This is a genomic window from Paracoccus sp. ME4 (genome assembly GCF_046736325.1).
Lineage (GTDB): Bacteria > Pseudomonadota > Alphaproteobacteria > Rhodobacterales > Rhodobacteraceae > Paracoccus.
This window is the reverse complement of the sequence record NZ_CP151278.1, coordinates 62,659-76,140: the sequence shown is the minus strand read 5'-3', so window position 1 is coordinate 76,140 and position 13,482 is coordinate 62,659. Positions and strand designations below refer to the sequence as shown.

At 70.3% G+C, this 13,482-nt stretch carries 11 protein-coding genes; 3 read left to right on the top strand and 8 right to left on the bottom strand.

Going from position 1 to position 13,482, the window contains the following annotated elements:
- Positions 1-29 precede the first annotated feature (29 nt).
- The 3 genes from AACG61_RS18845 to AACG61_RS18835 are packed head-to-tail and all read left to right on the top strand — an operon-like array spanning position 30 to position 3,072.
- Positions 30-1,262 (top strand): ABC transporter substrate-binding protein, encoded by a 1,233-nt coding sequence (locus AACG61_RS18845; RefSeq protein WP_411840294.1) that lies wholly within the window; start codon positions 30-32, stop codon positions 1,260-1,262.
- A 55-nt stretch (positions 1,263-1,317) separates the two neighbouring features.
- Positions 1,318-2,223, top strand: a complete 906-nt coding sequence (locus AACG61_RS18840) for a carbohydrate ABC transporter permease (protein ID WP_411840293.1) — start codon at positions 1,318-1,320, stop codon at positions 2,221-2,223.
- 3 nt (positions 2,224-2,226) lie between these two features.
- Positions 2,227-3,072 carry a carbohydrate ABC transporter permease gene (locus tag AACG61_RS18835; protein WP_411840292.1) on the top strand — a complete coding sequence of 282 codons (846 nt, stop codon included), beginning with the start codon at positions 2,227-2,229 and terminating at the stop codon, positions 3,070-3,072.
- Here the strand turns inward: AACG61_RS18835 and AACG61_RS18830 are convergent.
- The 8 genes from AACG61_RS18830 to AACG61_RS18795 form a co-directional block, all read right to left on the bottom strand.
- On the bottom strand, positions 3,062-4,075 hold the full coding sequence (locus tag AACG61_RS18830) for a GSU2403 family nucleotidyltransferase fold protein (protein WP_411840291.1): 1,014 nt from the start codon (positions 4,073-4,075) through the stop codon (positions 3,062-3,064). The genes AACG61_RS18835 and AACG61_RS18830 overlap by 11 nt on opposite strands.
- A gap of 42 nt (positions 4,076-4,117) precedes the next feature.
- Complete coding sequence (locus AACG61_RS18825; RefSeq protein WP_411840290.1) at positions 4,118-4,285, bottom strand: DUF2934 domain-containing protein; 168 nt, start codon at positions 4,283-4,285, stop codon at positions 4,118-4,120.
- Between the two features lie 33 nt (positions 4,286-4,318).
- A complete protein-coding gene (glgX, locus tag AACG61_RS18820; RefSeq protein WP_411840289.1) occupies positions 4,319-6,412 on the bottom strand; it encodes a glycogen debranching protein GlgX in 2,094 nt (697 codons plus the stop codon).
- Positions 6,351-7,499 (bottom strand): sugar phosphate nucleotidyltransferase, encoded by a 1,149-nt coding sequence (locus AACG61_RS18815; protein WP_411840288.1) that lies wholly within the window; start codon positions 7,497-7,499, stop codon positions 6,351-6,353. The genes glgX and AACG61_RS18815 overlap by 62 nt, the downstream gene beginning before the upstream one ends.
- 109 nt (positions 7,500-7,608) lie before the next feature.
- Positions 7,609-9,882 (bottom strand): malto-oligosyltrehalose synthase, encoded by a 2,274-nt coding sequence (gene treY / locus AACG61_RS18810; RefSeq protein WP_411840287.1) that lies wholly within the window; start codon positions 9,880-9,882, stop codon positions 7,609-7,611.
- Complete coding sequence (gene treZ, locus AACG61_RS18805; protein WP_411840286.1) at positions 9,879-11,582, bottom strand: malto-oligosyltrehalose trehalohydrolase; 1,704 nt, start codon at positions 11,580-11,582, stop codon at positions 9,879-9,881. The genes treY and treZ overlap by 4 nt, the downstream gene beginning before the upstream one ends.
- 73 nt (positions 11,583-11,655) lie before the next feature.
- Positions 11,656-11,880 carry a hypothetical protein gene (locus AACG61_RS18800; protein ID WP_411840285.1) on the bottom strand — a complete coding sequence of 75 codons (225 nt, stop codon included), beginning with the start codon at positions 11,878-11,880 and terminating at the stop codon, positions 11,656-11,658.
- Positions 11,881-11,966: 86 nt separating this feature from the next.
- Positions 11,967-13,403: an alkaline phosphatase D family protein gene (locus tag AACG61_RS18795; protein WP_411840284.1), complete on the bottom strand. Its 1,437-nt coding sequence runs from the start codon at positions 13,401-13,403 to the stop codon at positions 11,967-11,969.
- Positions 13,404-13,482 lie beyond the last annotated feature (79 nt).

Below are 13,482 nucleotides of genomic sequence, written 5' to 3'. Positions count from 1 at the left end.
CGGGCAACAGGACCACGAGGGAGGACCACATGAAAACGACGACGCTGACCGCGCTGCTGACTTCGGGCGCGCTGCTGCTGCCCGCCGCCGCCATGGCGGAGGTCGAGCTGAACATCTTCATCTCCAGCCAGCACCAGCCCGAGATGTGGCGCGCGGTGCTGGACCGCTATCAGGAGCAGACCCCCGGCGTCACCGTCACGATCGAGACCGGCGGCAACACCTCCGAGGCCCAGAGCCAGTACCTGAACACCGTGATGTCGGCCAGCGACAGCACGCTGGACGTGGTCATCCTGGACGTGGTGCGCCCGGCGCAGTTCGCGGCCGCGGGCTGGTCGGTGCCGATCGACGACGTGGACATGGCCGCCTATCTGCCCGCCTATGCCGAGGCGAACACCGTGGACGGCCAGGTCGTGGCGCTGCCCGCCTTCTCTGACGCGATGTTCCTCTATTACCGCACCGACCTGCTGGAGAAATACGGCCTGTCGGTGCCGACCACCTGGGAGGAGCTGCGCACAGCCGCCCGCACCGTGCTGGAGGGCGAGGGCGACGGCGACCTGCAGGGCCTCAGCTTCCAGGCCAAGGCGATCGAGGGGGCGGTCTGCACCTTCCTGCTGCCCTACTGGAGCCAGGGCCGCAACCTGGTCGAGGACGGCCGCCTGACGCTGGACGAGGAGGCCGCGACTGCGTCGATGGCGCTGTGGAAGGGCTTTGCCGATGACGGCACCGCCAAGGCCAACATCTCGGAGGTCGCCACCGACGACACCCGGCGCGAGTTCCAGGCGGGCGATGCGGTCTTCGCGGTGAACTGGTCCTATGCCTGGGCACAGGCGCAGGGCGACGAATCCGAGGTCGCGGGCAAGGTCGGCGTCGCGCGCCTGCCCGCGATGGAGGGTGGCGAGCAGGTGACCTGCCTGGGCGGCTGGCAATGGGCCGTCTCGGCCTTCTCCGAGCATCCCGACGAGGCCGAGGCGCTGATCAAGTACCTCTCCAGCCCTGAGGTCGCCGAATATGCCGCGATCAACGGCGCGCTGATGCCCGCCTTCCCGCAGGTCTTCGAGGACCCCGAGGTGCTGGCCGCCGTGCCGTGGTTCGCGGACGCGCTGCCGGTCCTGGAGACCGCGCGCCCCCGCCCCGTCACCCCCCGCTATGCCGAGGTCAGCGAGACGATCCGCACGACCTTCAACGCGGTGATGTCCGGCGTGACCGCCCCCGCCGACGGCGTGGCCGAGATCGGCGCCCGGCTGACGCGCGTCCTGCGCTGACCTCCCGCGACCGGCGCCCCGCCGCCGGTCGCTCCCGTCCCAACCAGGAGAGGCGATGATGTCCACGCCCCGCAAGGCCCGGTTCTCGTGGCTGACCGATCCCGGCGACCGCAGCCTGGCGGCGATGCTCTTGGCGCCGCTGGTGCTGCTGGTGCTGCTGATCGTCGTCTATCCGGTGCTGCGGCTGCTCTACACCAGCCTGTTCGACCTGTCGCTGACCTCGGGCCTGCCCGCCCGCTTCGTGGGGCTGGAGAACTTCGCCCTGATCCTGGAGGACCCGACCTTCTGGACCACCTTCCGCAACACGATGCTGATCACCGTCGTCACCGTGCCCGGCGCGCTGGTGATGGGGCTGGCGATGGCGCTGATGGCCAACCTGCCCTTCCGCCGCAAATGGCCGGTGCGCCTGTCGCTGCTGATCCCATGGGCGCTGCCCTTGGCCTTCGCGGGCCTGATCTTCGCGTGGTTCTTCCATTCGGAGTACGGGGTCGTGAACGACGTGCTGGTCAGGCTGGGCCTTCAGCCGGTGATCTGGTTCAACTCTCCGGGCTGGGCGATGGCCGCAATCTGCCTCACGATCATCTGGAAGACCTCCTCCTTCATGGCGCTGATCATCCTGGCCGGGCTGCAGACGATCCCGCGCTCGCTCTACGAGGCGGCCGACGTGGACGGTGCGGGCAAGGTCCGCGAGTTCTTCGAGATCACGCTGCCGCTCCTGAAGCCGTCGATCATCGTCGCGCTGATCTTCCGCACGATCACCGCGCTGCAGACCTTCGACATCCCCTACACGATGACCGCCGGGGGACCGGGCGGCTCGACCGCGACGCTGGCCATGTACATCCACATGAACACGGTGTCCTTCCTGGACCTGGGCTACGGCTCGGCGCTGGCGGTGGTGATGTTCCTGCTGTCGATGCTGGTGACGGTCGTCTACCTGCGCATGATCCGCATGAAAGGCTGAGCCATGACCGCCACGCCTGCCCCCTCCCTGCTCTCCGGCGCGGCCCTGCGCCTGATCGTGGCCGCGATCCTGCTGATCAACGGGCTGTTCCCGGCGCTGTGGATCCTGTTCACCTCGCTCAAGACCGAGGCCGAGCTGACCGCGCGGCCCATCACCTGGGTGCCGCATGACCCGACGCTGGCCAATTACGTCACCGCGTTCTCGGACCAGCCGCTGCACCTGTTCCTGTTCAACAGCTTCATGGTCGCTATCCTGTCCACGATGCTGACGCTGTTCGTGTCGGTGCTGGCCGCCTATGCCATCGCGCGGCTGAACCTGCGCCATCGCGGGCTGATCCTGTCGGCGATCATCGCGGTCTCGACCTTTCCGCTGGTCACGCTGCTGGTACCGCTGTTCGAGACGATGCGCGCCCTGTCGCTGCTGAACAGCTGGACGGCGCTGGTGCTGCCCTACACCGTGCTGTCGCTGCCGGTCTGCACGCTGATCCTGGTGTCCTTCTTCGAGAACATCCCCCGCGACCTGGAAAACGCCGCCATGATCGATGGCTGCACGCGGATCGGCGCGCTGTTCAAGGTGGTCGTGCCGCTGTCCGCGCCCGGCGTCTTCACGGCGGGCATCCTGGCCTTCGTCAATGCCTGGGACGAGTTCCTGCTGGCGCTGTCCTTCAACTCGAACCCCGGCCTGCGCACCCTGCCCGTCGGCATCCAGCTCTATCAGGGAGAGTTCGCCTTTCCTTGGCCGGTGATCTCGGCGGCGCTGGTGGTGGGCATCGTGCCGGTCGCCATCCTCATCGTGCTGTTCCAGGAGCGCGTGGTGTCGGGCCTGACCGCGGGCGGCATCAAGGGCTGAGCGCGGACAGAAGCCGCGCCGTGTCGGGCAGGCGCGACAGGCTAGCCGCGATGCGCTCGCGCCAGCGCGGGCCGCGCGACAGCGCGTCCTCATGCGCCTCGGCCAGGTCCTCGGGGCGGTCGCGGGCCAGCACCTCGATCAGGCAGGCGGCCTGCGCGCGGTCCTTGGCTGCCTTCAGCCGGTCCGCGCCCTGCCGCCGCTCGGCCAGGATCAGCTTGTGGATGGCAAAGCGTTCGGGGCGCGGGATCTGCACCAGGACCCCGCTGCGATAGGGGATCGCCGCCGGGATCGGCTTTGCGATCAGATAGTTCAGGTGCCGCAGCGCCTGCGCCTGCACCCCGAGCGCCGGCAGGTCCCGCAGCCCTTCCGCACCGAAGGCGGGCGTCAGGAACTCGACCAGCGCGGTGCCCTGCGTCTGCCGCCAGCGCCATGTGCGGCCCGGCTCCAGGCTGGGCGCGGGCGCAAAGTCGAAATCCGCCAGGACCTGCTGCACCGGTGGCGCCGCCGCATCCTCCAGCGCCAGCGACAGGCGCTCGAAGCTGGCGATGTCCAGATCGTCGGTCTGCGCCGTCTGCTCCAGTGACAGGGCCAGGTTCAGCTCGCCCTCGTACAGGCGAAAGGCATGCGTGCCGACGATGGTGCCGCCAAGCCGGAACACCCCCGCCGCCGCCAGCGCCGCCATCAGGCTGCCGCTGGTCGGATCCAGACCCAGAAACCCCTCGGCCCGCAACAGGCGCACCAGCCGCGCGCGGTCGCGGCGCCGCTGTTCGGCGGGAGCCCTGTCCTCGCGCAGCGCCTGCATGCGCGCAGCCATGTCGGGGCCGTCCTCCCCCAGATAGCGCTTGCGGACCTGCGTGCCGACGCGAAAGCTGTCGTACCAGTATCCACGCCCCTGCCTGCGGATCAGCGTGGGCGTGCCACGCAGGTCCCTGAGCCCCTCGTCGCGGAGGGATCGCAGCAGATCGTGATAGGCCGCATGGGCCAGGGCGGAATGATGGTGCATGGCGTGCTCAACAGTCGGTCAGACTATTGAATACCCCCGTGCTCAACAATCGACAAGATCGTTGAGCATCCTCTTGCCCTTGGGACCGCGCGACAGCTCGGCCACCGCGCGGTCCCAGAACTCGGCCTCCCGGCCATCGGGACAGCCCTCGCTCTCCCAAAGCATCAGCGCACGGGTGCGGATGCGGTCGAAACGGTGCATCTCGGTCATCTCTCCTCCTCCGTCCACGGAAACGATCCTCGCTCAGTTGCGTGTCAGGGCGACGACGCTCTGCCAGTCCAACGGCAGGACGCCGCTGACGGTCTCATCGCACTCGACCCGGTCGCGGGCCGTGTCGATGCGCAGATGCCAGTCCCCCTCGGGCAGGGCGAACTCTCCGGCGTCGCCCGCATTCAGTACGATCAGCACGTCCGGGCCGTCATCCCCGGTCAGCTGCTGACCCAGGATGCGCAGTTCGGCATCCGACCAGTCACCCTCCTCCATTGCGCCGCCACGCGGATGCAGCCACGCGATCTCCGGTCCGGCATCGGCCCCGGCAAAGCGGCTGCGCGCCAGCCCGAACTCCTTGCGGAAGGCGGCCAGCGCCGCCACCGCGTCGCGGATCTCGGGGCGCGCGGCGGTCCAGTCCAGCCAGCTGATGGGGTTGTCCTGGCAATAGGCGTTGTTGTTGCCGTCCTGCGAATTGCCAAGCTCATCCCCCGCCAGGATCATCGGCACGCCCTGCGACAGCAGCACCGTGGCCAGCATGGCCCGCACGCGGCGGACGCGGGCGGTCAGGATGCCCGCATCATCCGTCGGCCCCTCGGCGCCTAGATTGTCCGAGATGTTGTGGTCATGCCCGTCGCGGCCATCCTCGCCATTGGCGTCGTTGTGCTTTTCCGCAAAGCTGACCGTGTCCCACAGGCTGAACCCGTCATGGGCGGCCACGAAGTTGACCGAGCTGGTCGCGGGACGGTTGCTGTGGTCGAATTGCACCGGCGATCCGGACAGGCGCTCTGCCATCGCCCCCAGCAGGCCGGGATCGCGCCGCCAGAAGCCGCGCGTGTCGTCGCGGAACTTGTCGTTCCATTCCCGGAAGGGCCAGCGGTATCCGCCGACCTGATAGCCGCCCTCGCCGATGTCCCACGGCTCGGCGATCAGCTTGACGCCGGACAGGACCGGGTCCTGGCGGATCGCGTTGAAGAAGGCGCCGTCGCGTTCGAACCCGCTGGCCTCGCGCCCGAGCGTCGAGGCCAGGTCGAAGCGGAACCCGTCCACATGCATCACCTGCACCCAGTAGCGCAGCGAATCCATGACCATGCGCAGCACCATCGGATGCGCCACGTTCAGCGTGTTGCCGGTGCCGGTGGTGTCGAAGCTGTGGCGCCTGTCATCGGCCAGCAGATAGTAGCTGGCATTGTCGATGCCGCGGAAGGACAGGGTCTGACCCAGTTCCGACCCTTCGCAGGTATGGTTGAAGACCACGTCCAGGATGACCTCGATCCCGGCCTTGTGGAAGCGGCGGACGGCCTCCTTGACCTCCTGGATCTGACCCGATTTCAGGTAGGGGCCCTGCGGCGCGAAGAAGGACAGGGTCGAATAGCCCCAGTAGTTCGACAGGTCCTTCTCCACCAGATAGCGGTCGTTGGCGAAGGCGTGGATCGGCAGCAGCTCGATCGCGGTCACGCCGGTGGCCTTCAGGTGGTCGATCACCGCGTCGCTGGCCAGGCCGCGGAACGTGCCGCGCAGATCCTCCGGGATGTCCGGATGCTGCATGGTGACGCCCTTCACATGCGCCTCGTAGATCACCGTCTGCGGCCAGGGCGTGCGCAGGGCGCGGTCGCTGTCCCAATCGAACTGGCTGTCCACCACGACGCCCTTGGGCATGAAGGGCGCGCTGTCGCGTTCGTCGAAGCTCAGGTCATCCTCGCCCACGACATAGCCGTGCAGCGCGTCGTCCCAGATGATCTCGCCGCACAGGGCGCGCGCATAGGGGTCCAGCAGCAGCTTGTTGGGGTTGAAGCGATGCCCCTCCTCGGGGGCATAGGGCCCGTGCACGCGATAGCCGTAGACCTGTCCCGGCATGATGCCGGGCAGGTAGCCGTGCCAGATGCCCCCCTCCATCAGCGGCAGGGGCAGGCGGTGCGTCTCGGTCTGGCCGTCCTCGGTGAACAGGCACAGCTCCACCTTGGTGGCATGGTCCGAGAACAATGCAAAATTCGTCCCCTCGCCCAGGAATTCGGCGCCCAGGATGTCCGAGCGCGCTTGGCTGGCATCGAAGGCAGGGGGGGAAAGATCACGCATGAAGGCCTCGGTTTCTGACGGGAGGGGGGGTGACGGAACGGCGGATCTGCGCATGGGCCGCGCGGCGATCCAGCATGGATTGGGTGATGAGGACGGTCCCGGAGGGCGTGCGCGTAAACCAGCGCGCGTCCTGGGTCGCGTCCTCTCCGGTCACCAGGCCCGGCGGGATCTGGGTTCCCGGGGCGACGATGGTGCAGGTCAGGCGCGCGCTGACGGGAACGGTCGAGCCGGGCATGGCGATGCTGCCGCGCCCCAGATACCAGTCCGAGGCCGGGCAGGCGAAGGGCAGGCGCGCGGGCTCTGCCGCCACGAAGTCCAGCTGCGCGCGGCGCAGCGCGTCCAGCGTGCCGACATCGCGCCAATAGGCCTGCCCCGACGGGCCGGCGGGCATGCGCCAGGCGGCGGCGACACCCTGGGCCACGGCATCGGGGATGACATCATGGCCGAAATCCATCGCCTCGGTCGGGCGGTCGAACAGCGCCTCGCGCAGCCAGTCGCGGTCGCAGACATAGATGCCCATGGAAATCATCGCACGCGTCGGATCGCCGGGCATGGCGGCCGGGTCGGCGGGCTTTTCCGCAAAGGACAGGATGCGGCCCGACGCATCGGCCTGCATCACCCCAAAGCCCCGCGCCTCGGCCCGCGGCACCGTGTCGACGGCGACGGTCACCGCCGCCCCCGAGGCCCGATGCGCGGCCAGCAGCGCGCCATAATCCATGTCGTAGACATGGTCCGCCGCCAGGACCAGGATGTGCCGCCCGCCCATCGCCTCCAGCGCGGTCCAGGTCTGGCGCGCGGCGTCGGCCGTGCCCATGAACCGGTCCTGCCCGTCGCAGAGCATCAGCCCCCGTTCGGGGAAATGGCCGCCCCACCGCTCGGGCAGGTGGCGGTGCAGGCTGCGGGGCGCATATTGCGTGGCGACCAGCATCCGGCGCAGTCCCGCGCGGACCGCATTGGCCATGGCGAAGTCGATGATGCGGTTCGATCCGGCAAAGGCCACGGCGGGCTTGCTGTCGCGTTCGGTCAGATCGTGCAGGCGCGTGCCCCTGCCGCCCGCCAGCAGCAGCACGGCCGCATCCGGGCGGGCGGCGGGCGGGGCGTGATCGGTGCGGCGGGGCTGCGAGGGCAGGTCAGGGAACACGGCGACGTCCTTGATGGGTTTGACCGGGGGCATGGCCATGTGGCCACCGCTTCCGGTGTGACGCTGTCGAACCGCTGCGACCGACGGTTGTTCCGCCGCGCGTCAAAAATCAATCGTCGCGTGTCGGCCCCTGCCCTTCCGTCAGGCAGATGCGGCAGCCGTCCGGCCCGGTCCAGTGCAGGATCGCCTGTCCCTGCGGCTGGCCTGCCGATCCGCCGGGCAGGTCCAGCCTCACGCCCAGATGCCGCCCGTCGGCCCGCCGCAGCAGCGACAGCCCGCCCGCATCCATCCGCACGGTGCAGTCGGCGCACTCCAGGAAGCCCGCCCGTTCGCGACGCAGGCGCATCAGGATCGGCGTCCAGCGGGCCTTGACGCCCCCCGCATCGTCGCGCCCCGCGGCGGTGGCCTGCGCGTCCCAGTCCACGGGGCGGCGGTTGTCGGGATCGGTCAGGGCCAGGAACCGGTCCTGCGTGCCCTGATAGAGGTCGGGAAAGCCGGGCATGACCGCCTTGATCAGCAGCTGCGCCAGCATCAGCGCGTCGCCCCGCCACAGCAGCCGCGTCAGCGCATCGGGCCGCGCGGCCTGCCAGCCGTCCAGCAGCGCCCGGCCCAGATCGGCCAAGCGCGCTTCGGCGTCCTCATCGGGGCGGGTCCAGAAGCTGGTCTCCTTGGCCTCGCGCATGGCCTTCTCGACATGGGCGGCCAGGCGGTCGGCGGCCTCGGGCGCGTCGCACATGGCCAGGGCGGTCTGCACCATGTACCAGCGCCAGCGCGGCGGGATCTCGCGCGCCTCGGGCAGGGCGGCGGCGGCGCGGTCCAGCGCGGCCAGATCGTCGGGCAGATGGGCGGCGGCAATCATGCGCGCGCGCGCGTCCTCGGACCGCTTGCTGTCATGCGAGGAGGTCAGCACCATGTCGCCTGGCCGCCGCGCGGCCATGGCGCGCGTGGCCCCGGCGGCGGTGATCGTGGCCTCGTCGGGTTCCGCGCCGACCTCGTTGGCGGGCAGGAAGCGGGTCCAGCGGAAGCCCGCGGTATCCTCCTGCGCCTTGGCCAGCAGCGCCCCCGAGACCTGTTGGAACCGCACCGCAAAGGCCAGCTGCGCGGCATTCTCGGGCTGTGCCCAGAGGGCGGCCAGCGCGCGCAGGACCGCGTCGTCGCGCAGGTCCGCCGCGGCCCGGTCCGCCACCGTCGCGATCAGCGCGCGGTCGTCGGCATCCGCGCCCGCCTCGGTGACATAGGTGCGATAGCGGGGCATCGCGACCAGTAGCGCCGTCACCGCCTCGCGCAGCGCCTCGGGGCCGGGATCGACCGCATCCACCGGGGCCAGGGCGATGCCGGCCATCCGCGCCAGCTGCCGCCGCTCGGCCGCCAGCTCGTTGTCCAGGACGTCGTGCTTGGCCGCGCGCAGCGCCTCGGCAAAGGGCTCGGCCGGACCGGTGGCCTGCCGCCAGGCGTGGTCCAGCGCGGCCAGCCCCTCGGCGGGGGTCAGCATGCGGGTGATCAGGCGCCCGGCCTCGTATCCGGTGGTGCCGACGCTGCGCCAGGAGGGGCGCAGGGGCTCGTCTCCGGTCAGGATCTTCTCGACCCAGACCGGGGTGCCGGGCAGCGCCTCGGCCAGACGCTCCAGATAGCCCGCCGGATCGGCCAGCCCGTCGACGTGATCGACGCGCAGCCCCTGCACCCGACCCAACCGGACCAGCTCCAGGATCAGCGCATGCGTGTCGTCGAAGACGGTGCCGTCCTCGACCCGCATGCCGATCAGGTCGGTGACGTTGAAGAACCGGCGATGGGTGATCCCGTCGCGCTGCCGCGTCGCATGGGCCAGCCGCCAGTGCTGCGCCTCGTGGACCGCGCGCAGGTCGTCGCTGGCATCGCTGCCCGGCGCCAGCGGGATCGCCAGATCGCCGACATGCCAATGCCCGTCCGCGACGCGGAAGGCGCCGTCGGTCAGCATCGTCTCGAACGGCTCCTCCAGCCAGGGCAGGACCAGCGGACCGGCCTGCCAGTCGATGTCGAAATGGCGCGCATGGCCGCTGCCCCGCCCGTCGCGCAGCACCGAGGCCAGCCACGGATTTTGGACCGAGAAGGCCGTGTGGTTCGGCACGATATCCAGGATGATGCCCAGACCCCGCGCCGAGGCCGCCTCCGCCAGCGCGTCGAAGCCCGCCCGCCCGCCCAGGGCCGGATCGATCCGCGTCGGGTCGGTGATGTCATATCCGTGGGTCGAGCCCTCGGTCGCGGCAAAGATCGGCGACAGATACAGGTGCGAGACGCCGGTCGCGGCGATCTGGTCCAGCCGCGCGGTCAGGGCGGCGAAATCCACCCCGTCGCGCAGCTGGATGCGGCAGGTGGCAGTCGGGATGGTCGGGATGGTCGGGATCATGCAAGGGCCTTCACGGTCAGACGGTAACGGTCGCCGGATGCGCCGACGCTTAGGTCGGGATCGGGCAGCAGGGCGGGATCGGGCTGGTCCAGCACCAGAGACAGGGCCAGCGCGCCACCGCCCGGAAAGCGCCACAGGGCACGGATCAGGCCCGGGCCGTCGCGGGTCACGCTGGCCTCGGGCCGGCCCTGCGCCATCAGGGGGGCGACATGGGCCGCGCGAAAGGCCAGCGCCCGGCGGGTCAGGTCCATCCAGTCGCGGGCGCGGGCATCCTCGGCCCAACCCAGCTTGGATCGCTCCATGGTCGCGGGGTCCAGCGGATCGGGCGGATCGGCGTCCTCCCAGGAAAACTCGGCGGCACGGCCGTCGCGGACGGCCTGAGCCAGATCGCCGTCGTAATCGGCGAAGAACAGGAAGGGTGCGGTCTCGCCGCGCTCCTCTCCCATGAAGACCATCGGCACAAAGGGCGCGACCAGCAGCAGGGCATAGACGACCCGCACCGCATCGGGGTCCGCCAGGCTCAGCAGGCGTTCGCCCAGGGCGCGGTTGCCGATCTGGTCATGGGTCTGGATCGCATTGACGAAGGCGGTGCCGGGCAGGTGGTCGCAGGGCCTGCCGCGCGGCTGGTCGCGCCCCGCGCGGGGCTGGCCCTGCTCCACCTGCCCCCGCCGCAGCGCCAGCGCCAGATCCGCCACCGGATCGACCGCGAAGGGCGCATAATAGTCGTGCGATTCCCCGGTCAGGGCGACATGGACGGCATGGTGGAAGTCGTCGTTGAGATTGGCGTCATAGCCCGCCTCGCGCAGGTCGGGGGTGTTGCTGTCATCCTCGGTGATCAGGTGGCGGCGGGGGGTCAGGCGCGCGACCTCGGCGGCCAGCCCGGTCAGGAAATCCGCAGCACCCGGCCCCTCGATCTGGTGGACCGCATCCAGCCGCAGCCCGTCCGCGCCATAGTCGCGCAGCCAGTGCAGCGCGGCCTCGGTCCAGAAGGCCCGCACCGCCGGACGGGAGAAGTCGATCGCGGCCCCCCAGGGCGTGTGCCGGTCGGCGTCGAAGAACTCGGGCGCGGAATGGTGCATCCACGCCCCCTCGGGGCCGAAATGGTTCATCACCAGATCGACGATCACCATCATTCCGCAGTCATGCGCCGCCGCGATAAGGCGCTGCAGATCACCCGGACTGCCATAGGCGGGATGGGGCGCGAAGGGCAGCACCCCGTCATAGCCCCAGCCCCGCGAACCGGGAAACTGTCCCACCGGCATCAGCTGGATCGCGGTGAAGCCGAGCGCGGCCAGCCGCGGCAGCCGCGCCTGAGCCGCCGCGAAGGTGCCCTCGGGCGTGAAGCAGCCCACATGCAGCTGACAGATCACCGCCTGATGCCAGGGTCGCCCGGCCCAGGGGCGCGGCGCCGGCAGCTGCAGCAGGACCGATGCATCCGAGACGCCGCCCGCCTGCAGGCGGCTGGCCGGATCGGGCATCGTCCGACCGTCCACGCGGAACAGATAGCGCGCACGCGGCGTCGCGGGATGATCGGCGGTCCAGAACCCGGCATCGTCGCGGGTCATCGGCAGGGTCCGGCCGTCCAGCAGCAGGTCGACCCGTTCGGCGGATGGCGCCCACAGACGGAAGCGCCACCCCCCGTCGCCGCGCACCGGCCCCCATCGGTCGCGGTCGCGCGCGCCGTGCATCATGTCGATCATCCCCCGGAAGTGCCGTCGGAGGTCAATGACCGGCAGGCCAAGCCGTTCCACCGGCCTGACAAAAAGCAATCCGTCAGGCGTCGAGGGGCCGGGGTCCCGGGCTGCGGCCGATGAACAGGCGATGGCCGTCGGGCATCACCGCCCAGACCCCGCGGTCGCAGAGCTCGATCGTCAGGGGGTCGTCGCCGACGGCCGCCTCGAACACCACGCAGAGGTTGCGCAGCATGTCGACGGTGAACTCGGCGCGGGCCAGGACAGGCAGGGGATCCGGCCAGCCATGGGCCAACGGATGCTTCATCGGAACCTCATACACGAACAACTTTCACACCATGCAGTCTAGCAACAACCGCAACGTGTGGAAATAGCCTTGAAGGGCAGGTCCGCTCAGTCCAGCGACAGGGGTTCGGTCACCCCCGAACGCTCCAGATGCCAACGGCCCTGCCACGACCCGTCACGCCGCGTCAGCGTCAGATAATTGCGTTCCGCGACATAGCGGCTGCGCTGGCCGGGCAGCGGGCGGATGCGGATCGGGTGGCCGGGCAGCGGGTCCTCGCCCAGGATCGACAGCGCGCCCAGGGTGCGCGCCCAGGCCGCGGGCGGCGCCCGATGCGCGATGCCCGAGGCGACCAGCTGATGCAGCAGGCGCCCGCCCTCGAGGTCCATCGTGGCGCGCGTCGCCAGGTGGATCTCGCCCGACACGGCGGTGACCGCATGACCGTCGGCCTGGGCGATGTCGCGCATCACGACCAGCATTCGCCGCCATTCGTCGCGATGGGCGCGGCTCTGCCACTGGTCGCGCAGGTCGTCCTCGTATTTCTGCATGCGCGGGATGGCGATCATCGCCGCCTCGAACAGCGACATGCGCGGACCCAGAAGCGGCACGCTGGAGATCAGCAGGCTGTGCCCGGCAGCCGGACGCGCGGCCTCGTCGCGCATCATCGCCCAGCCCCCCGGCCCCATGATGCGCCGCCGCTGCCGCTCGGACCGCAGGTCCGGGGCCAGGATGCGCAGGCCCGGCAGGCGCAGCCGCCAGCCCAGATGCCCGCCGGCCGGATCGGCGAAGCGCGGCGGCAGGTCGCCGTCGACCGCCGCGTGCTGGAACAGCAGGCAGGCGGCGCGCGCCTCGGCGAACAGCGTCCGGCCCACGGCAGATTCGGTGCGCGAGCGGCGCAGCGAGCCCCACCCGTCGCAGATGTCGTGATCGTCCCACTGCATCAGCGAGGGCACGCGCGCCGCAAGCCAGGCCAGTTCCGGCGCGGCATAGATCGCCAGATAGCGCGCCCAGAACCCCTCGCGCAGGTGCCGCGCCAGATCGGCCAGCGCCGCGTCCGAAGGCGCGTCGGGCAGATCGTCGGGCCATCCGTCGCTCAGCGGATGGCCGCGGGTGACCTCGTCGGCATAGATCTGGTCGCCGCCATGCAGCATCAGGGCGAAGGGCTCGCGGCGGTGGTCGTCGCGCAGGCGGGACCACATGGCGTTGCGTTCCGACCCCTCGCGGTCCAGATCGCCCACCTCCTCGCCGTTGCAGGACACGAAGGCCAGGCGCAGGTCCCCGGTCAGGTCGCCCGCCACGTCGAAGCGCTGCCCGTCCCAGTCATAGACCGAGCCGCGATCGGCGGGCAGGTCGAAGCGCGCGCGCCAGACCGCCCCCTGCCCCGTCCGGTCCAGCAGGATCGGCGCGACCGGCCCGTCCGGCGTGCCGATCGGGGCCGGGGCGTCGTCTCCCGGCATGACGAACAGGGCCGAGAGATGCATCCGCCCGTCGCGGATGTCGTCAAGGATCAGGACGGGGCCGATGGGTCTGGTGATGCGGTCGGTCATGCCTCCTGCGCTACTGCGCGAACCCGCGCGCGGCAATCGGCAATGCGGTCGCAGCCGATCACGGCTGCGACAGGGCGCG